This is a genomic window from Pseudonocardia halophobica, assembly GCF_050948485.1.
GTDB lineage: Bacteria > Actinomycetota > Actinomycetes > Mycobacteriales > Pseudonocardiaceae > Pseudonocardia > Pseudonocardia halophobica.
In genome coordinates this window covers 5,921,323-5,938,348 of the sequence record NZ_CP192046.1, presented here as the reverse complement: position 1 = coordinate 5,938,348, position 17,026 = coordinate 5,921,323, and the positions used below count along the sequence as shown (strand labels likewise).

The following is a 17,026-nucleotide window of genomic DNA, read 5'->3' as shown; positions in this document are numbered from 1 at the left end:
TCACCAGGTTGCCCAGGCTGGTCGGGCCGACGTGCTGCCATTCGTGCACGTGGTGGATCTCGCACCAGGACGGTGGGCGGTCGCAGCCGGGGAAGGCGCAGCCGCCGTCGCGGACGGTGACGGCGCGGCGGAGCCCGTCGGGGACGGTGCGGGAGATCCGGCCGACGTCGGGTGGGACCCCGGTGCCGGCGAGCACCACCGGGACGATCGCGGCGTCGCAGGCCAGCTGGCGCAGGGTCTGCGGGGTGACCTCTCGAGCAGGGCCTCGGAGGGGCGCCGCTCGTCGTCGTTCTCTGCGGGACGATCCAGGTCGTCCCGACTCCTGCCCCCGCCGTCGAGGCGCCACGCCGGCACCGGGGCCTGTACGTACCTCTCCGTATTGGGTGGGGCGCGGGACGAGCCCACCCTGTCCGGTGCGCCCCGGCCGGCCGACCGGGGCCACGGACGCACCACGAGGAGGCGCACCATGCTGGGTGATCGACTGGGCGAGTCCGCCGGCAAGATCACGAGCGTCCGCATCCTCCCCTCGGAGGGGGAGCAGGTCTGGCTCGAGGTGTCCTTCCAGGGCCGTGGGAACCTGCTGGGCCAGGAGATCACGGACACCGGGACCTACCGCCAGACGATCCGGCGCGGCGGGGTCCTCTACGGCGAGGGCCACGTCCTGATGATGTCGCCGGCCGGTGATCTCGTCGACTGGGTCGGCGGTGGCGTGGGCCGGCCGACGGGCCCGGGCTACAAGGCGAGCTTCGGCGTCTTCGGTACCGCGCAGACGAGGTCGGAGAAGCTCGGACGGCTCGGCGAGGTCGCGGACGTGATCGAGTACGAGGTCGAGGAGGACGGGAGCTACCACTGGACCATGTGGGAGTGGACCGGCGGCGGACTGACCGAGTCGCAGGCCGCGGCGGCCCAGTAGCCGGATAGAGGGCCGGGACGCCTTGCGCGTCCCGGCCTTCCCGACTCGGGTCCGGATCCCCTGTCTCACTGGACGCGCCCCCGAGACTGGCGGGGAGCGAGGGGAGAGGCGGATGGCCGAGCGGACCGGACCGTTCTGGGACGGCGTGGAGGGGCGGGCGCCGAAGCCCCGGGCCGCGCAGACGCTCGGGCTCGAGGTGGTGGCGGTCGATCCCGAGGCGGGGACGATCGAGCTGTCGTTCGAGGCGGTCGAGGACTGGACCAACCCGGCCGGCAACGTCCTCGGCGCGTTCGTGGCGGCGATGCTCTACGACGTCGTCGGGCCTGCCCTGCTCGCCACCCTGGAGCCCGACGAGTTCCAGTCGACCCTCGAGCTCGGCGTGCACTTCCTGCGCCCGGTCCGGCCGGGCCGGCTGACCGGCCGCGGCCGGGTCGCACACCGGCGCGGGGACCTCGCCCACCTGGAGGGCTCCCTGCACGACCCGGACGGCGCGACCGTGGCCACGGCCACCGCGACGGCGCGGGTCATCCCCCTCGCCGAGGCCCGCGACGCGGTCTGAGCCGGCCAGCCGCCGACGGACGGTACTCAGGCCCGCCGGGCGACGGCGGCGATCCCGGCGACCAGCGCGAAGAGCGGGAAGACCAGGGAGCTGCTGTAGGGCAGGCCGATCGCCAGGGTGGCGACGAGCGAGGCCCCGGCCAGGACCAGGCCGACGATCCCGACCGCCTTGGGCAGCAGCGCGCCGCGCAGCGACAGCACGCCGGCCGCGGCCATCACACCCAGCGCGGGCAGGTAGGTGCCGGTGGAGATCTGGTCGGCGAGGACCGCGGCGGTGGCGCTCGCCTCGGTCGTGTACATCGACTGGTCCATGGCGCCCGGGGCGCCGCCCGCGGCCACGTAGCGCATGAGCACCCCGACCGTCGTGGTCGCCAGCAGGGCGATCGACGACCAGCGCAGCGCCTCCACCCAGCCCGGGCGCGCCGACGCCGTCGCGGCGGCGCGCCGGCAGAGGCCGAGGGTGAACAGCGTCGTCGCGATCACGGCGACGAGGCCGAGCCCGGCGCCGAGCCGGATCAGCAGCTCCGGGTTCATGTTCTCGACGATGAAGGCCCCGGGTTTGACCTCCTGGTCGGTGAAGGTGCCGGGACCCTGCGCGAGGAACGCCGTGGCGCCGCCCGCCGTCAGCGCGGCCACGATGCCGGCCCATCCCCAGCCGGTGGTGCGGGCGGTGGTCGCGGGGGCGGCGAGGGTGCTGGTCATGGTGGGTTCTCCCTGGTCCGGAGGGTGTCTCGGGTTCGTGATCAGACTGTCCGAAGCAGGACCGGGGACCCAGGGCGCCAGCTCGTCGATCTTGTGCGGCCAGCCTTCGGCGCCGGGTGGTGGTGGCCCCACCCCGAGGGGCCGGGTCCTCCGGCCTCGCGAGCCGGGTCCGCGGTCCCTGCCGGGGCGCCCGCACCGCGCCGACGCTGGCCGGCATGACGGACACCGCGTACCCGGTCCGGGTCACAGGGCAGCTCGAGGGCGAGCCGTCGCGCTGGCTCTGGCTGGTCAAGTGGCTGCTGCTCGTGCCGCACGTGATCGTGCTGGCCGTGCTGGTGTTCGCGTGCTGGGTGGTCACCGTGATCGCGTTCGTCGCGATCCTCGTGTCCGGCCGGTATCCGCGGGCGCTCTTCGACTTCTCCGTCGGGGTGCTGCGCTGGGGGTGGCGGGTCGCGTACTACGGCTACGGCGCCAACGGCACCGACCGCTACCCGCCGTTCACGCTCGCCGACCGCCCCGACTACCCGGCCCGGCTGGAGATCGACCCGCCCGAGCGGCTGTCCCGCGGGCTCGTGCTGGTGAAGTGGTGGCTGCTGGCGCTCCCGCACTACCTCGTGCTGTTCTTCCTGGTCGGGGGCGGCGGTACGGTCGTGTGGCGGGTCGGCACCACCGCCCCGACGCAGTTCGACGGCGGCCTGCTGACCGTCCTCGTCCTCGTCGCCGTCCTGGCGCTGCTGGTCACGGGGCGCTACCCGCGCGGGCTGTTCGACCTCGTGGTCGGCTTCGATCGCTGGGTGCTGCGCGTCGCGGCCTACGCGGCCCTGCTGACGGACGCCTACCCGCCCTTCCGCCTCGACCAGGGCGGGACGGAACCCGTCGTCCCGGGCGACGAGGCGGCCGAGTCGTCGCTCCCGCCGGCCGGAGCGGTCCGATGATGTGGGGGAGGGGGGATCCCGACCGGACCCGCCGCATCCTCGACGAGCGGCTGGCGGCGGGGGAGATCGACGTCGCCGAGCACGAGCGCATCCGCGCGGCCCTCGAGCACCGCGAGCCCAGCGGCTCCTGATCACAGCCCCGCAGCTCACGGGTGCAGCAGGACTGACCGCAGCGGGCGGCGCGGTGTGGGCTCCAGCGGCGGCGCCCCCGGCGCGGGGAAGCCCAGCCGGATCACGAGCTGCGGGTGCTCCGCGAGCCTCAGCGCGGAGCGCAGGCCTTCCCGCGCCGTCGGCATCTCGACGGCCTGGCTGAGCGGGTCCGTGGCGAGGCCGCCGCGGGTGGCGGTGAGCAGCACGGCGCTGGTCGCCTCGCCGGCCGCCAGCCGCGCCGCGATCTCGTCCTCCGGCGTCGCCAGCACCATCAGCAGGCCGCCGTCGGGGCCGAGACCCCGGCCGGGGGACAGGGTGCCGGACGGGAAGCGCTGCAGCTCCGGCTCGTCCCACTGCCCGGTCCGGACGGGCACCGCGGTGGGCGGCACGCCGTCGGCGGCGTCGGCGTAGCGGCGGGTCCACATCAGCAGCTCGGCGAGGTAGCCCGGCTCGTGGATCTGCTCACGGACGGCCCGGCCCAGGACGTCGGTCATCCGGGTGAGGACGGCGGAATCGGTCACCGGCACCGCCATGACGCCCAGCTCACCGGCGCGTTCGACGAGCGCCGCCACGTGCGCTGCGGGCACGGGCTCCGGGGAGTACCGGCGCCGGTCGGTGTGCCGCCGCGCGAGCTGGCCGAACAGGGCCGCCGAGGCCCGGTCCGGTTGCCCGTCGACGAGTCGGACCGTGGCCAGGTGCCAGAGGTGGTCGGGATCGGGGAACCGGTCGATCTCGACGGCGCCGCCGAACCCCGCGGCGGCCACCCGCAGATGGTGGAGGGCCGCGCCGCAGCTGATCACGAGGTCCCGGCGGTCCGGGTCCGTGCCCGGCAGGTGCCGCGCCGGATCGGCGTGCAGTTCGACCTCACGTGCGCGCAGCCGCCAGCGCCAGGGCTGGGTGTTGTGCACCGAGGGGGCCCGGAGCGCGAGCTGGACGGCCCGCTCCAGCAGGCCGGCGGTGACGTCCGTGGACATGGCGGGCCCGGTCAGGAGACGACGCGGCCGAGCCGGCGCCCGGCGAAGTCGACGGCGACGCCGTCGGCCCGGGTGGATCCGATGCGGACGCGGGCGAAGTCGCGCACCTGCCCGTTCCCGTCCACGGTCCCGATGCGGACGCCGCTGTCGTCGACGACGATCGCGGTGGAGGCGGTGGACATGGTCGCTCCTGGGGGGCGTCGAGGTGCCGGACGCCTCCACGATCGTCGGGGTCGGCCCTGGTCACCAGGGTCGAACGGAGAGCCCCCGGCGGCCCTCCGTCCCTAGGAGTCCCGATCTCCCGACGGGTCCTCCGGCTCGGGCACGGCGACGAGCACCGGGCAGCCCGCGAGCCTGATCGCGGTGCGGGTGGTGGACCCGAGCAGGTGCCGTCGCCCCCGCCCGGCCCCGACGACGAGCAGGCTCGCCCGGTCCGACCTCTCGACCACGGCCTCGTACTTCGGCTCGCGCACCACCTGCAGGGTCGTCGTCACACCGGGTCGGGAGGCCTCGAGGGTGCGCAGGAGGCGGTCGAGGGCGTCGCGCGCCTCCGCGGCGTCGCCGGGGTTGCGGGCCGCGTGCAGCACCTCGAGCCCGACGCCGTGCCGGGCCGCGGCCCGCTGCGCCTGCCGGAGCACGACGACGTCGGCAGCGGGATCGCCCACGGCCGCGACGACCGGGCCGCGCGGCGTTCCCGTCCGGGGCACGACCACCACGGGGCCGCCCGCCCGCGAGGCGAGGTCCAGGGCGAGCGACCCGACGAGCGCGTCCGTCGGGTGCCCGGTCCCGGTGAGCCCCACGACGAGGAGCCCGCCGAGTCGGCCGGTGTCCCGCGACGTCGCGACGAGGGCGGCGAGCGGTTCGTCCCCCACCAGGACCGTCCGGGCCTGCACGTGCGGAGCGTGCCGGTGGGCGACGGTGTAGGCGCGGGCGAGGATCCGCCACGCGTGGGCGTGCAGGGACCCCGTCGACCCCGCGGCGTAGGGCGCGGCGTGCAGGAGCGTGAGCCCCGCACGGCGGACGGCGGCCTCGACGGCCGCCCAGCGGACCGCCCGCAGGCCCGCGTCGGTGCCGTCGACGGCGACCGTGACGCCGTTGCGTTCGGCCGTGGGACCGGGAAGGGGCTGGGGTGCGGTCATGGGGGCGGTCATCGGTGCTCCTCCCGGTTCGCCGAGGTGTCGGTCCTCCGCGGGAGCCTCCGGCGGGAGCGGTCCGCCGACCAGCGACCAAGGTCCCGGTGCCCGGGGGTGTTCGTCCCCCGGCGTGGCTCAGGCGGCGCTGTCGGCGCTGTCGGCGCTGTCGGCGACCCTGCCGGTGCCCGCTCCGGAACGACGCCAACGCCGGGTCCCGCGAAGTGGAGGAGCGGTCCGCCCTACGGGCGCACCTGGATCAGGAGATCGGGGTCGATCGCGAAGTAGCCGGGCGGTCCAGGGCCACGCGCTGGCCCTCCGTCTGCACGGGCAGGCCCAGCACGATGCCCTGCACCTCGACGAGCAGCGCGGGGGCGAGGTTCAGTGTGGCCCGCCCACCGCTCATCTCCGGCCACTCGGTGGCGGCGTAGCCGTCGATCTGCTCGCGCAACAGCTGCCGGATCCGCGGCTGCTCGGCGGGGAACGCGCCGGTCAGCAGGTCGACGTCGCGCAGGGCGCTGGCCTCCTGGCTCACGGCGGCCGCGGCCTTGTCGCGGTCGGACCACACGTCGGCCACGAGGAACCCGACCAGGAGCCCGAAGATGAGCCCGAGCGGGGAGAGCAACCCCGGGCTCAGCGGGCCCACCGCGTCGGCGCGTCCGGCCCGGCGCAGCAGGTACAGCACCAGGAGGATGAGGCCCGCCGCCAGGTACAGCGCGAGGAAGATCGCCGCGGTCAGCAGCGCGATCGAGGTGTCGGCCAGCCACGGGATCACACCGCCCTGCTCGCACGTGATCATGCGGGGATTACCTCGGCGGTGCCTCCGCCCGCGGGTGGCGCCCGACACCCGGCGACGGCGGCGGATCAGCCCCGACGCCTCAGGGCCGGCGGGTCACCACCGCGGGACCACGCGGCTGAGCATGGTGAGCGTCCCGTCCGGCCCGGCCACGACCTCGTCCACCAGCTCGTGCAGCGGCGACGGGTCAAGTCCGGCCGGCACCGCGCCGCCGCCGGCGACGACGATCCGCAGCCGCCGCGTCCGGCGCGTGGAGATCTCGGTCGTCCCGATCCGCAGCCCGTCGGGGGCGGACCCGGGGACGAGGGCGTCCCGGCCCTGGTCCAGCGCGTCGACGGCCCTCGCCACGGCCTTGAGGACGAGCGCGGTCTGCGTCCGCGGCCAGTCGAGGGCCCGCAGCCACTCCCGGAGGAGTGCGCGGACCTGGTCCGACGACGGTGTATCCGCACCGGGCTCCGCTGCGAGCCGCCACTGCCCTGTGTTGGCCGTCACCGTGAAGCGGGGTCCGGAGGGGAGGTCCGGGATCGCCGGTCGGGTCGTCGCACTGCTCTGTTCCAGCATGGGGCCTGCTCCGGTTGCTGCCGTCTCGACAACTAGGCCGAAACCCTCCGGCCGTACTGCCCTCCGGGTCTTCCCCGCCCGGCGTCGGTCGAACCTGCCCGGAGGTCCGGTTCCGGTCACAGGACCGGGGAGAGCGCCTCCCGGGACAGGGGCGCGCCGTCGGCGCCGGTCAGCGTGGGCAGCGTCTTCTCGTAGAACTCGGCGAACACCGGCGGCAGGTCCGCGCGGATGTCGTCGACCTGCAGCTCGACCTCGTGCACGAGGGTCGCCGAGCCGGCGGTGTGGGCGTACCACTGGAACTTCTCGAGCGTCCCGGCCTTGCGGACCTGCTCGACGACGAGTCCGATCGAGCCCTCCTGCGGCCGCTGCGGCGAATGCGGGACCCCGGCCGGGAGCAGCCACGACTCGCCCTCCCGGATGTGCACCGTGCGCGGGCCCTCGTCCGTGACCAGGTGGACGTGGATGTCGCCCTTGATCTGGAAGAACCACTCCTCGTAGGGGTCGACGTGGTAGTCCTGGCGCTGGTTGGGCCCGCCGACGACCATCACGATCAGGTCCTCGGCCCCCTCGTGCAGCTGCTTGTTGCCCACCGGCGGCCGCAGCAGGTGGCGGTGCTCGTCGATCCAGCGGTCGAACCGGACGGGCTCGCTGATCTCGGTCATGTGTCCTCTCTCTGGACGGGCCCCCGTTCGGGGCGGTACGCCACGGCGGAGATCTCGATCAGCAGGTGGGGATGGGGGAGCTGGTGCACGGCGACCGTCGTGCGCGCCGGGCCGGACTCGTCGAAGTACTCGGCGTAGACCTCGTTGTAGCCGCCGAAGTCGTTCATGTTCACCAGGTAGCTCGTGACCGAGACGAGGTCCTCCAGCCCGGCGCCGGCGGCCGCGAGGATCTCGCGGACGTTCTCGATCACGGCGCGGGTCTGGACGCGGATGTCCAGCGTCGTGGTGCCGAGCTCGTCGGCCGCGGCGCCCGCGAACGTGCCGTCCGGGAGACGGCTGCTCGTCCCGGAGACGTAGATGAGGTCGCCGGCGCGCCGGGCGTGCGGGAACCGGCCGCGGGGGCGGGCCCGGCCCGGGACCAGGTAGGCGTCGTCGCTCATGACCGCACCCTCCTCAGCGTGGCCGCGGTGGCCGCCGCGCCGGCGGCTGCGCCCAGAGCGACCGCGCCGGCGATCCGGTCCTGCCGGCGGATGCGGCCGTCGATCTCGGAGTAGGGCAGCGTCGTGAAGGAGACGAGCTCGTAGCGGGACACGTACCCGGGCACGACCCGCTCCAGCGCGTGCCGGGCCCGCGTGGCCCAGCGGAACACCGGCGAGTTCACCCGGTCGCTCATCTCGACGAAGTTCTCCAGGGCCATGTCCGCGATCGCCTCGGCGTTGGCCTTGCGCCGCTCCTGGTACCGCGGCAGCGCGCGGGCCAGGTCCCCGTCGGCCGTGTCGAGGCAGCGGTCGAGCTCCACGCAGTCCTCGAACGCGCAGTTCGCGCCCTGCCCGAAGAACGGGACGATGGCGTGTGCCGCGTCGCCGAGCAGCGCGACCCGGCCCCGGACCCACGGGGCGCAGCGGATCGTGACCAGCGAGCCGACCGGGTTGCGCAGGAAGTCCTCGACCAGCCGCGGCATCAGCGGCACGGCGTCCGGGTAATGCGCGGCGAAGTACGAGGTGACCGCCTCTGGGGTGTCGAGCGCGGCGAACCCGCCCGGCCCCGCATTCGGCCAGAACAGCGTGCAGGTGAAGGAGCGGTCGGTGTTCGGCAGCGCGATCATCATCGACGACCCGCGCGGCCAGATGTGCAAGGAGCCGGGGTCGAGCGCGAAGTCCCCGCCCGGGGTGGGCGGGATCTCCAGCTCCTTGTACCCGTGCGGGAGGAAGTCCTGCCGGAAGTCGAACCCCTCGCTGAACTGCAGCGACCGGCGGACGGCCGACCAGGCGCCGTCGGCCCCGATCACGACGTCGGCCCGCCGCGTGCCCCCCTCGGCGAAGGTCAGCGTGCCGGTGTCCGGGTCGACGGCGGTGAGCCGGTGCCCGAAGTGGAGGGTCACGTCGGCGGTCTTCTCGGCGCAGTCCAGCAGCGCGTGGTTGAGCCGGGCCCGCCCGATCGAGTTGATCGCCCGGGTGCCGTCCGCGGAGTAGGACTGGAAGCCCAGCGCCCCGCGGACCGGGTGCAGGGTCCGGCCCCGCATCGGGAGGGCCTCGGCCAGCGCCTGGTCCGCGAGCCCGACCCGGTCGAGCGCGTCGAGCCCGCGGGCGGAGATCGCGAGGTTGATCGAGCGGCCGCGCTCGGCCCCGGCGGTGCGCGGGTCCCCGCGCCGCTCGTAGAGGTCGACGGCGATGCCGCGCCGGCCGAGCAGGGCCGCGAGCAGGCAGCCGGCCAGCCCGGCCCCCACCACGGCGACCCGTTCGACGGGCGCGCCCGCCCAGGTCGGATCAGGCATCGGGCCGCTCCCCGGGGCCGGTCGACAGGGTTCCGGACGGCAGGGCTCCGGACGACAGGGGGCCGGACGACAGGACGGTGGCCAGCGCGGTCGCGGCCCGCCAGGCGTCGTGGTGGGTGCAGTAGAGCGGGACCGGCGCGAACCGGACGACGTCGGGCGGGCGGGCGTCGGCGATCACCCCGTGCTCGTGGCGCAGCCACGCGCAGACCTCTGCGGCCGTGGTCCCCGCGATGCGCACCGACAGCTGACACCCGCGGCGCTCCGGGTCGGCGGGCGTGATCACCCGCGCGGGCAGGTCCGCGCAGACGGTGGCCAGCAGGTCGGCGAGGTAGCCGGTGAGCCGGACGCTGCGCTCCCGCAGGGCCGCGATCCCGACCTCGTCGAACATGCGCAGCGAGACCAGGACCGGTGCCATCGCGAGGATCGGCGGGTTGGACAGCTGCCACGAGTCCGCCGTGTCGACGGGATCGACGTCGGGGCCCATGGCGAAGCGGGTCGCGGGATCGGTGCTCCACCACCCCTGCAACTTCGGCAGGCTGCGGTCGGCGAGGTGCCGCTCGTGCACGAAGCAGCCGGCGACCGCGCCCGGCCCGGCGTTGACGTACTTGTAGTGGCACCACGCGGCCCAGTCGACGCCCCACTCGTGCAGCCGCAGCGGGACGTTGCCGACCGCGTGCGCCAGGTCCCAGCCCACGGCGGCGCCCGCCGCCCGGCCGGCCGCGGTGATCGCGGGGATGTCCATCAGCTCGCCGGTCAGGTAGTTGACGCCGCCGAGCAGCACCAGCGCGACCCGGTGGCCCTCGCGGCGCAGGAACGCCAGCACGTCCTCGGTGCGCAGGCAGTCCTCGCCCGGCCGCGGGCGGAGTCGGACCACCGCCTCGGCGGGGTCGAGCCCGTGCAGCCGGGCCTGGCTCTGCACGGCGTAGGAGTCCGAGGGGAACGTGCTGTCCTCGACGACGATCGCGTACCGCTCCGGGGTCGGGCGGTAGAAGCTGATCATCATCAGGTGCAGGTCGACGGTCAGCGAGTTCATCACGACGGTCTCGGCGGGCAGGGCGCCGACGAGCCGGGCGGCGGGGTCGCGCAGGAACTCGTGGTACGGCTTCCACGGCCGCCCGGCCTCGAGGTGGCCCTCGACCCCGAGCCGCGCCCAGTCGGCCAGCTCCTGCTCGACCGCGGCCCGCGTGGCGCGCGGCTGGAGCCCGAGCGAGTTGCCGGCCAGGTAGGCGGTCTCGGTGAAGGCGCCGCCGGTGGCCGGCGGCACGTGGAAGTCGGCCCGCCGCGGGGGCAGCGGGTCGACGGCGTCGAGGTGGAGCGCGTGCGCCTCGTCCACCGGGCGCACGACGGTGCTCATCTTGTCCCCTCGCGCGCCGGCAGGCCGAGGAACTCCTCGGCGTTGCCGCCCAGCAGGAGGTCCTGCTGGTCCGCGGTGAGGAAGGAGGCGCCCCGGATCAGCGATCCGGGCTCCTGCTCGCCGAGCGGGTACGGGTAGTCGGTGCCGAGCAGGACCCGTTCGGCGCCGACGGTGTCGACCAGCAACCGCAGCGCCCGCTCGTCGAACACCACCGAGTCGACGAGGAACCGGTCGAGGTAGCCCGAGGGCGGCAGCGCCGAGGTGCCGACGACGTCGTGCCGCTCCCGCCAGGCGTTGTCCATCCGGCCGATCCAGAAGGGGAACGAGCCGCCGCCGTGGGCGAAGCAGATCCGCAGCTCCGGGCCGATCCGGTCGAACACCCCGCCCAGCACCAGCGCCAGCAGCGACAGGTGGGTCTCGGCGGGCATCCCGACCAGCCACTGCGCCATCCACCGGGCGGTCCGCGGCGACTCCGGCATGTCCCAGGGGTGCACGAACACCGGGACGTCGAGGGCGGCGGCGTGCTGCAGGAACGTCACGACGCCGGCGTCGTCGAGGTCGCGGTCGCCGACGTGGTTGCCGATCTCGACGCCCACGTGCCCGGCCGCCACGGCCCGGTCCAGCTCGCGGCACGCCGCGTCCGTGTCCTGCAGCGGGACCTGGCAGAAAGGCAGCAGCCGGCCCGGTGCGTCGGCGGCGATCTCCAGCGCGAGGTCGTTGAACACCGCGGCGGTGCCGGCGGCCGCGCCGGCCTCCTGGTCGTAGGAGAAGAACACCGGCGTGGGGGAGAGGACCTGCCGGTCCACGCCGTGGGCGTCCATGTCGGCCAGCCGCACGTCGGCGTTCCAGGCCGAGTCCGTGATCGCGCGGAACGGGCGCTCGCCGAGCAGGATCGTGGCGGTGGCGGGGCCGTCGACCCGCAGCGACGGCCGCGGGCCGGTGCCGGGCAGGGCGGGCCAGCCCCGCGGGACGTAGTGGGTGTGGACGTCCGTCACCGGGGCCACGCGCGTCACCGGCCGATCTCGGTGCGGACGGCGTAGAGCTCCGGGAAGAAGGTCAGCGACAGGGCCTCCCGCAGGAACGCGACCCCGCTCGACCCGCCCGTGCCCCGCTTGAACCCGATCGTCCGCTCGACGGTCTTGAGGTGGCGGAACCGCCAGAGCTGGAAGTTCTCCTCGATGTCGATCAGCTCCTCGCACGTCTCGTACTCGGCCCAGTGGTCGTGGGGCGCCTCGTAGACCAGGCGGAACACCTCGACCAGGCCTTCGTCGAAGGTGTGCGCGCGGCGGACGTCGCGCTCGAGCAGGTGCACGGGGACCGCGTGCCCCCGCCGGGCGAGGTAGCGGAGGAACTCGTCGTAGAGGCTGGGCGCCTCGAGCAGCTCCTGCAGCAGCGCGCGGGCGTCCGGGTCGTGCGCGAACACCTCGATGATCTCGGCGTGCTTGTTGCCGAGCGCGAACTCCACCGCGCGGTACTGGTGGGACTGGAAGCCCGACGACGGGCCGAGCACCGGCCGGAACTCGGCGTACTCGGCGGGGGTCAGGGTGGCCAGCACGGACCACTGGTCGGTGAGCGTGCGCTGCACGTGCTTGATCCGGGCGAGCTGCTTGAGGGCGAGGGCCAGGTCGTCCGCCGCGATGTTGCGCATCGCGGCGCGCAGCTCGTGCAGGACGAGCTTGAGCCACAGCTCCGAGGTCTGGTGCTGGATGATGAACAACATCTCGTCGTGGTGCGGCGGGTCGCTCAACGGGTGCTGCGCGTCGAGCAGCCGGTCGAGGCACAGGTAGGAGCGGTAGGAGGTCGTCGTCCGGAGGTCCCGGACGATGTCCGCCTCCAGCGACCTCGTGTTGCCCGCCGGTGGCGACGTCATCGGTGCTCCCCGGGGTGGTGGTCCGGCGCCCTGCGCCGGGCCGTGGCGGTCAGGTCCGTGCGCCGGGCGCGGTCTCGCCGACGGGAGGCGGCGGGAGCACGTCGAGCTTCTCCACCAGGCCGAGGGCCTGGAACACGCGCAGCGCGGAACCGGTGCCCAGCCGCACCGCGACCCGCCGCCCCTCGGCGCGGGCGCGCTCCTGGGCGAGCAGCACCAGCCGCACCCCCGACGAGTCGACGAACTCGAGCTGCGAGAGGTCCACGACCAGCAGCCGGGGTCGGTCCCGCTCGGCCTCCTCGACCCGGTGCATCGCGTGGTCGAGGGTGGCGATGTCGAGCTCGCCGTGGAGGACCACCTCGGCGACGGCGGGGACCTCCGGCTCCCGCTCGGCCGGGACGGGGTTCACGGGGCCACCTCGACGACGAGCAGTGCCACGTCGTCCCGCAGCACGCCCTGCTGGAAGGTCACGACGTCCGTGAGCAGCGCGTCGGCGAGCGCGGCGGCGTCCCACGGGCCGGGCGCGCCGGCGACCGCGGTCAGGCGTTCCACGCCGTAGAAGCCGTCCACTCCTCGGGCCTCCGTCACACCGTCGGTGTACAGCACCAGTATGTCCCCCGGATCCAGCCGGAGCGTGGTCTCGCGCAGCACCGGATCGGGGAAGACGCCGAGCAGCGTCCCGGACAGCGGGACGAGCTCGACGGCGTCCGCGCGGCGCACCAGCGCCGGCGGGTGACCGGCCCCGACCAGCGTCACCGTGGCCCCGCCCGCGGGCTCGACGGCGATCCGGGCGTGCGCGACGGTGGCGAACCGGCCGTCGGCGCGGGCCTCGCGCAGCATCGCGGCGTTGAGCCGCCGGAGCGCGTCGACCGGGCCGAGGCCGTGCGCGACCTCGGCCCGCAGGGTGTGCCGGATCAGGGCGGTGAGCGCGGCGGCGTCGGGGCCCTTGCCGCAGACGTCGGCCACCACCGCGGCCCACCGGCCCGGCTCCGGGGTGGCCACCATGTCGTAGACGTCGCCGCCGACCTGGACGTCCGTGCGCTCGTCGGTCTGCGGCCGGTAGCGGGCGGCCAGCCGCAGCCCCGGCGCCTCGGGCAGGACCGTCGGCAGCAGCGCCGCCTGCAGGGTGTGCGCGATCCGCCGTTGCTGCTGGTAGAGCCGCGCGTTGTCGAGCGCGACGGCCGCGGTGGCCGCGACGCGCTGGACGAAGGCGAGATCGAGCTCGTCGAACCGCCGCCCGGACTCGGCGTGCACGAGGGTCAGCGCCCCGAGGCTGTGCCCGCGCACCAGCAGCGGCACCACCACCGCCGAGCGCATGCCGATCGACCGGATCAGCTCCAGGTGCTCCCCGTCGACGGCCCCGGCGACGAGGAGCTCGTCGGGGATCTCGGGGAGGAAGGCGGGCGTGCCGCTGCGGCTCACCTCGAACGCGCCGCTCCGCGCGGACGGGTCCGGCGGGTAGCGCTCCTGCAGCCGCAGCACGAAGTCGAGCCGGGCGGGGTCGTCGTGCGCGACGGCGATCTGCTCCACCTCGTTCCCGCGCACGAGGTGCACGGCGCACCAGTCGGCCAGGTCGGGCACCATCAGGTCGGCCAGCCGCTGGAGGCGCTCCTCGACCGACAGCGGCTCCTCCATCAGGCCCGCGGTGTGCGCGAGGACCTCCATGCGGTCGCGCTCCCGCTCGGCGTCGGCCCGGGCGCGCTGCTCGACCACGAGCAGCCGGGCGCGGTCGAGGGCCTGCGCGCACAGGGCGGCCACGGCCTCGAGGTAGGCCCGTTCGTCGGGCAGGAAGGCGTGCGGGGTGTCGAAGCTGAACACGATCGCGCCGAGGTCGCGGTCCTCGACCCGCAGCGGCAGGCACGCGGAGGCCTCCCGGTTGCCCGCGGTGCCGATCGGTGCCATCTCCGGGTAGCGCGCCCGCCACTGCTCGGCGCCCTCGAGCCACACCGGGGTGCGGTCGAGCACGGCGTCGGACAGCGGGCGTCCCCGGTGCAGCTCCAGGTGCCGGTACGGCGCCTCGAGCTCGGCGGGCCAGCCCATGCTGAACAGCGAGGTCAGCGTGCGGACGTCGGTGCGGTCGTAGAGGACGCCGGCGTCGGCGCCCAGCAGCTGGACCGAGACGGTGACCGCGACCTGCCCGATCGCCTCGGGCGTGACGGCGCCGAGCAGGGCGACGGCGAGCCGCTGCAGGGCGGTGCCGTGGGCGCGCGTGGTGTTCACCGGGCGGCCTCCGCGGCTCTCGTCGAACATCCAGTGTGGCAGGTCATCCGCCCTCGGTGGACCTTTTCGTGCGTCCGTCGTGCGACGGCGCCGACCCGACTTACGCCGGACACCGGACGAGACGCCGCCAGGCCCTGGCGTGTCGGCCGCTCCTCGGTTTGACTGCAAGGGGAGGACCGGATCCAGGGGGGTGGACGGTGTGGCGGTGGTACCGGGTACGTGGCTCTCGCGGTCACCGCGGCCGGAGGACGTCACGACCGCGGTCCTGGACCTGATCCGGGACCTCGTCCCGTTCGTCCAGACCGGGATCAAGGCGGCCGACGAGCTGCGCGACCGCGCGGCCCTCGCGCTGCGGCGCAGGATGCGGGGGCTGCGGGACTGAGGCGCCCGGGATGATGCCCGGGCCGGGCCGGTGGGCGCATCAGCCCGCGGGCCGGGCCCGCTCGGCCCCGCGCAGTGCTGCCTCGGCCCCCGGTGCCTCCCCGACTCCCAGCGTGTCCTCGACCCGCTGCGCCGCGGCGAGGAGCGCCGAGTCCTCGCCGGCCAGGGCCTCGAGGGAGATCCCGATCGGCAGGCCCGCCGTGGACCGCCCGGCCGCGAGCGAGATCGCCGGCATGCCCGCCGCGGAGCCGGGCGCGGTGTTGCGGACGTTGGTGAGGAAGGTCGGGACGTCCCGGCCGTTGTGCGGCGTGGTCGCGTCGTGCCCGAGCGGCGCGGGCGGCAGCGGCACCGTGGGGTAGACGAGGGCGTCGAGCCGCTGCCCGTTCGCTCCGCGCAAGGCCTGCGCGTAGGCCTCGCGCAGATCCTCGCGCACGGCGAGGGCGTCGCGGTAGGCGTCGTCCGGGACCGGGTCGGCCATCGCTCCCTCCAGGATCGCCCGCACGTCGGGCGAGGCGACCTGCCCGACGACGTCGTCCAGGCTCAGGTCACGCTCCGGACCGGGCAGCGTCGCCAGGTAGTGGGGCAGGTCCCGGACCACCTCGTACAGCACGATCGGGAACCCGCAGCGCGCGTCGAGCTCGTGGGCGGCCGCGAAGTCGACCTCGACGAGCTCGACGCCGGCGTCGGCCAGCCGGTCGAGGACCTCCGCACCGCACCGGGCGACGTCGGGATCGAGGTCGTCCCAGAAACCCGTCCGCGGGATCCCCAGCCGGAGCCGCCGGCTCGGCTCGGCATCCCCCGGAGCGGCGCCGGTGACCACCCGGTCGACGAGCGCGACGTCGGCGACGGTGCCGGCGAACACCCCGACGGTGTCGCGGGTCGAGGACAGCGGCACCACCCGCCCGGAGCGCCAGCGGCCGACCGTGGGCCGGAAACCGACGACGCCGCAGTGCGCGGCGGGCACGCGCATCGATCCGCCGGTGTCGCTGCCCAGCGCGACCGGCACGATCCCCGTCGCGACGGCCACCGCCGACCCGCCCGAGGAGCCGCCGGCGATCCGACCGGGGTCGTACGGGTTGCGCACCGGGCCGGAGTGCGCGTTGTTGCAGGTGATGCCGAAGGCGAGCTCGTGCAGGTTCGTCTTGCCCACGACGACCGCGCCGGCCGCACGCAGCCGGGCGACGACGACGTGGTCCCGGCCGGGCCGGGAGCCCGCCAGGGCCGCGGTGGCGGCCGTGGTGGGCAGGTCCGCGGTGTCGATGTTGTCCTTCACGGCGACCGGGACGCCGGCCAGCGGCCCGGCGCCGCCGTCGCCCTCCCGGTCGGCCAGGGCGAGGAAGGCGCCGAGGCGGGCGAGCTCGTCGGCCCGGCGCCGCGACCCCTCGAGGACCGCGGACGGGGAGTCGGACGCGATCCGGGACAGCGTGCGGGGGATGTCGTGCTCGCTCGTCATTCCTGCCTCCGCTCCGGGCCGGGGTGCTCGCCCGTCCGCTCGCGTCCGGGGCCTGCGGCGTTAGGCCCGTGTCCACCGATCGACCGACGGGCAGCTCGTGCGCCTGATCGGGCGGCAGGCGGATGGGGCGGGCCCGGCGTCGGCGGGACCGTCGTGGGGTCGCCGACCGCCCGGTCGCCCGGCCCCAGCGCAGCGAAGGACACCCGCCATGACCGCCCCCACCCTGACCCCGCCCGCAAACCCCCTCGACGACACCTGCTACCCGCGCCGCTTCCGGATCCTCAACCTCGTCGCCGACCGCGACCTCGCGATCGTGGCGTACGAATCGGGCGAGTGGGAGAGCCGACCGGCCGTCGGCGCGGTCCTGCACCCGGACCAGGCGTGGGAGTTCGAGGTCGGCCACCACTTCGGCCGGGAGAACAAGGCGGACCTGTGCCTGGAGGTCCCGGCGGACGGCGGCGCCCGGCACGTCGACGTCGAGTTCGACGTCGACGCCTTCGGCACCCCCTGGGCCTCGGCGAGCGCGTCGACCGGCGTCGCGGTGACGGTGAGCGGCTCGACCGTGATCGTCACGTCCGGCTCCGCCCGCTAGCGGC

Annotated in this window: 21 protein-coding genes; 6 read left to right on the top strand and 15 right to left on the bottom strand. The window is 75.1% G+C overall.

Going from position 1 to position 17,026, the window contains the following annotated elements; genetic code table 11:
- Nucleotides 1-466: 466 nt before the first annotated feature.
- Nucleotides 467-913 carry a hypothetical protein gene (locus ACQP04_RS28295; protein WP_433503580.1) on the top strand — a complete coding sequence of 149 codons (447 nt, stop codon included), beginning with the start codon at nucleotides 467-469 and terminating at the stop codon, nucleotides 911-913.
- Nucleotides 914-1,025: 112 nt separating this feature from the next.
- Nucleotides 1,026-1,472 carry a PaaI family thioesterase gene (locus ACQP04_RS28290; protein WP_433503579.1) on the top strand — a complete coding sequence of 149 codons (447 nt, stop codon included), beginning with the start codon at nucleotides 1,026-1,028 and terminating at the stop codon, nucleotides 1,470-1,472.
- A 26-nt stretch (nucleotides 1,473-1,498) separates the two neighbouring features.
- Here ACQP04_RS28290 and ACQP04_RS28285 read toward each other — a convergent pair whose 3' ends face one another.
- The gene (locus ACQP04_RS28285; protein WP_433503578.1) at nucleotides 1,499-2,173 is read right to left on the bottom strand and encodes a hypothetical protein; all 675 of its coding nucleotides are present in this window, start codon (nucleotides 2,171-2,173) and stop codon (nucleotides 1,499-1,501) included.
- A 215-nt stretch (nucleotides 2,174-2,388) separates the two neighbouring features.
- Here ACQP04_RS28285 and ACQP04_RS28280 point away from each other — a divergent pair, with 215 nt between their 5' ends.
- Together ACQP04_RS28280 and ACQP04_RS28275 are read left to right on the top strand one after the other, a co-directional pair.
- Nucleotides 2,389-3,108, top strand: coding sequence for a DUF4389 domain-containing protein (locus ACQP04_RS28280; RefSeq protein ID WP_433503577.1), 720 nt, complete (start codon nucleotides 2,389-2,391; stop codon nucleotides 3,106-3,108).
- A complete protein-coding gene (locus ACQP04_RS28275; protein WP_433503576.1) occupies nucleotides 3,105-3,239 on the top strand; it encodes a hypothetical protein in 135 nt (44 codons plus the stop codon). The genes ACQP04_RS28280 and ACQP04_RS28275 overlap by 4 nt, the downstream gene beginning before the upstream one ends.
- Nucleotides 3,240-3,254: 15 nt before the next feature.
- On the opposite strand, the gene ACQP04_RS28270 is transcribed toward ACQP04_RS28275, so the two are convergent.
- The 13 genes from ACQP04_RS28270 to ACQP04_RS28210 all read right to left on the bottom strand — a co-directional run bounded on the left by ACQP04_RS28270 (nucleotide 3,255) and on the right by ACQP04_RS28210 (nucleotide 14,596).
- Nucleotides 3,255-4,232 carry an Acg family FMN-binding oxidoreductase gene (locus ACQP04_RS28270; RefSeq protein ID WP_433503575.1) on the bottom strand — a complete coding sequence of 326 codons (978 nt, stop codon included), beginning with the start codon at nucleotides 4,230-4,232 and terminating at the stop codon, nucleotides 3,255-3,257.
- 11 nt (nucleotides 4,233-4,243) lie between these two features.
- The gene (locus tag ACQP04_RS28265) at nucleotides 4,244-4,414 is read right to left on the bottom strand and encodes a hypothetical protein (RefSeq protein ID WP_433503574.1); all 171 of its coding nucleotides are present in this window, start codon (nucleotides 4,412-4,414) and stop codon (nucleotides 4,244-4,246) included.
- 102 nt (nucleotides 4,415-4,516) lie between these two features.
- Entirely contained in the window at nucleotides 4,517-5,383 is an 867-nt protein-coding gene (locus tag ACQP04_RS28260; RefSeq protein WP_433503573.1) for a universal stress protein, read from the bottom strand.
- A gap of 238 nt (nucleotides 5,384-5,621) precedes the next feature.
- Entirely contained in the window at nucleotides 5,622-6,161 is a 540-nt protein-coding gene (locus ACQP04_RS28255; protein WP_433503572.1) for a hypothetical protein, read from the bottom strand.
- 93 nt (nucleotides 6,162-6,254) lie between these two features.
- Nucleotides 6,255-6,650, bottom strand: coding sequence for a hypothetical protein (locus ACQP04_RS28250; protein ID WP_433503571.1), 396 nt, complete (start codon nucleotides 6,648-6,650; stop codon nucleotides 6,255-6,257).
- Nucleotides 6,651-6,835: 185 nt separating this feature from the next.
- Nucleotides 6,836-7,381, bottom strand: a complete 546-nt coding sequence (nbaC, locus tag ACQP04_RS28245; RefSeq protein ID WP_433503570.1) for a 3-hydroxyanthranilate 3,4-dioxygenase — start codon at nucleotides 7,379-7,381, stop codon at nucleotides 6,836-6,838.
- Nucleotides 7,378-7,821 (bottom strand): RidA family protein, encoded by a 444-nt coding sequence (locus tag ACQP04_RS28240; protein ID WP_433503569.1) that lies wholly within the window; start codon nucleotides 7,819-7,821, stop codon nucleotides 7,378-7,380. The genes nbaC and ACQP04_RS28240 overlap by 4 nt, the downstream gene beginning before the upstream one ends.
- Complete coding sequence (locus ACQP04_RS28235; protein WP_433503568.1) at nucleotides 7,818-9,155, bottom strand: FAD-dependent oxidoreductase; 1,338 nt, start codon at nucleotides 9,153-9,155, stop codon at nucleotides 7,818-7,820. The genes ACQP04_RS28240 and ACQP04_RS28235 overlap by 4 nt, the downstream gene beginning before the upstream one ends.
- A complete protein-coding gene (gene kynU / locus ACQP04_RS28230; protein ID WP_433503567.1) occupies nucleotides 9,148-10,509 on the bottom strand; it encodes a kynureninase in 1,362 nt (453 codons plus the stop codon). The genes ACQP04_RS28235 and kynU overlap by 8 nt, the downstream gene beginning before the upstream one ends.
- Nucleotides 10,506-11,513 (bottom strand): amidohydrolase family protein, encoded by a 1,008-nt coding sequence (locus ACQP04_RS28225; protein WP_433503566.1) that lies wholly within the window; start codon nucleotides 11,511-11,513, stop codon nucleotides 10,506-10,508. Before ACQP04_RS28225 ends, kynU begins: the two co-directional genes overlap by 4 nt.
- A 5-nt stretch (nucleotides 11,514-11,518) precedes the next feature.
- Nucleotides 11,519-12,379 carry a tryptophan 2,3-dioxygenase gene (locus ACQP04_RS28220; protein WP_433503565.1) on the bottom strand — a complete coding sequence of 287 codons (861 nt, stop codon included), beginning with the start codon at nucleotides 12,377-12,379 and terminating at the stop codon, nucleotides 11,519-11,521.
- Between the two features lie 49 nt (nucleotides 12,380-12,428).
- Entirely contained in the window at nucleotides 12,429-12,785 is a 357-nt protein-coding gene (locus ACQP04_RS28215; RefSeq protein WP_433503564.1) for an STAS domain-containing protein, read from the bottom strand.
- Nucleotides 12,782-14,596: a SpoIIE family protein phosphatase gene (locus ACQP04_RS28210; RefSeq protein ID WP_433503563.1), complete on the bottom strand. Its 1,815-nt coding sequence runs from the start codon at nucleotides 14,594-14,596 to the stop codon at nucleotides 12,782-12,784. The genes ACQP04_RS28215 and ACQP04_RS28210 overlap by 4 nt, the downstream gene beginning before the upstream one ends.
- Before the next feature lie 199 nt (nucleotides 14,597-14,795).
- Between ACQP04_RS28210 and ACQP04_RS28205 the strand changes: the two genes are divergently transcribed.
- Nucleotides 14,796-14,978 (top strand): hypothetical protein, encoded by a 183-nt coding sequence (locus ACQP04_RS28205; protein WP_433503562.1) that lies wholly within the window; start codon nucleotides 14,796-14,798, stop codon nucleotides 14,976-14,978.
- Nucleotides 14,979-15,017: 39 nt separating this feature from the next.
- On the opposite strand, the gene ACQP04_RS28200 is transcribed toward ACQP04_RS28205, so the two are convergent.
- Entirely contained in the window at nucleotides 15,018-16,430 is a 1,413-nt protein-coding gene (locus ACQP04_RS28200; RefSeq protein ID WP_433503561.1) for an amidase family protein, read from the bottom strand.
- Nucleotides 16,431-16,638: 208 nt separating this feature from the next.
- Here ACQP04_RS28200 and ACQP04_RS28195 point away from each other — a divergent pair, with 208 nt between their 5' ends.
- Nucleotides 16,639-17,022 carry a hypothetical protein gene (locus ACQP04_RS28195; RefSeq protein WP_433503560.1) on the top strand — a complete coding sequence of 128 codons (384 nt, stop codon included), beginning with the start codon at nucleotides 16,639-16,641 and terminating at the stop codon, nucleotides 17,020-17,022.
- Nucleotides 17,023-17,026 lie beyond the last annotated feature (4 nt).

Bases quoted from the DNA above. Each gene is read 5' to 3' on its own strand.
- ACQP04_RS28295 (WP_433503580.1), top strand. From the start codon at position 467: ATGCTGGGTGATCGACTGGGCGAGTCCGCCGGCAAGATCACGAGCGTC.
- ACQP04_RS28290 (WP_433503579.1), top strand. From the start codon at position 1,026: ATGGCCGAGCGGACCGGACCGTTCTGGGACGGCGTGGAGGGGCGGGCG.
- ACQP04_RS28285 (WP_433503578.1), bottom strand. From the start codon at position 2,173: ATGACCAGCACCCTCGCCGCCCCCGCGACCACCGCCCGCACCACCGGC.
- ACQP04_RS28280 (WP_433503577.1), top strand. From the start codon at position 2,389: ATGACGGACACCGCGTACCCGGTCCGGGTCACAGGGCAGCTCGAGGGC.
- ACQP04_RS28275 (WP_433503576.1), top strand. From the start codon at position 3,105: ATGATGTGGGGGAGGGGGGATCCCGACCGGACCCGCCGCATCCTCGAC.
- ACQP04_RS28270 (WP_433503575.1), bottom strand. From the start codon at position 4,232: ATGTCCACGGACGTCACCGCCGGCCTGCTGGAGCGGGCCGTCCAGCTC.
- ACQP04_RS28265 (WP_433503574.1), bottom strand. From the start codon at position 4,414: ATGTCCACCGCCTCCACCGCGATCGTCGTCGACGACAGCGGCGTCCGC.
- ACQP04_RS28260 (WP_433503573.1), bottom strand. From the start codon at position 5,383: ATGACCGCCCCCATGACCGCACCCCAGCCCCTTCCCGGTCCCACGGCC.
- ACQP04_RS28255 (WP_433503572.1), bottom strand. From the start codon at position 6,161: ATGATCACGTGCGAGCAGGGCGGTGTGATCCCGTGGCTGGCCGACACC.
- nbaC (WP_433503570.1), bottom strand. From the start codon at position 7,381: ATGACCGAGATCAGCGAGCCCGTCCGGTTCGACCGCTGGATCGACGAG.
- ACQP04_RS28240 (WP_433503569.1), bottom strand. From the start codon at position 7,821: ATGAGCGACGACGCCTACCTGGTCCCGGGCCGGGCCCGCCCCCGCGGC.
- ACQP04_RS28235 (WP_433503568.1), bottom strand. From the start codon at position 9,155: ATGCCTGATCCGACCTGGGCGGGCGCGCCCGTCGAACGGGTCGCCGTG.
- kynU (WP_433503567.1), bottom strand. From the start codon at position 10,509: ATGAGCACCGTCGTGCGCCCGGTGGACGAGGCGCACGCGCTCCACCTC.
- ACQP04_RS28220 (WP_433503565.1), bottom strand. From the start codon at position 12,379: ATGACGTCGCCACCGGCGGGCAACACGAGGTCGCTGGAGGCGGACATC.
- ACQP04_RS28200 (WP_433503561.1), bottom strand. From the start codon at position 16,430: ATGACGAGCGAGCACGACATCCCCCGCACGCTGTCCCGGATCGCGTCC.
- ACQP04_RS28195 (WP_433503560.1), top strand. From the start codon at position 16,639: ATGACCGCCCCCACCCTGACCCCGCCCGCAAACCCCCTCGACGACACC.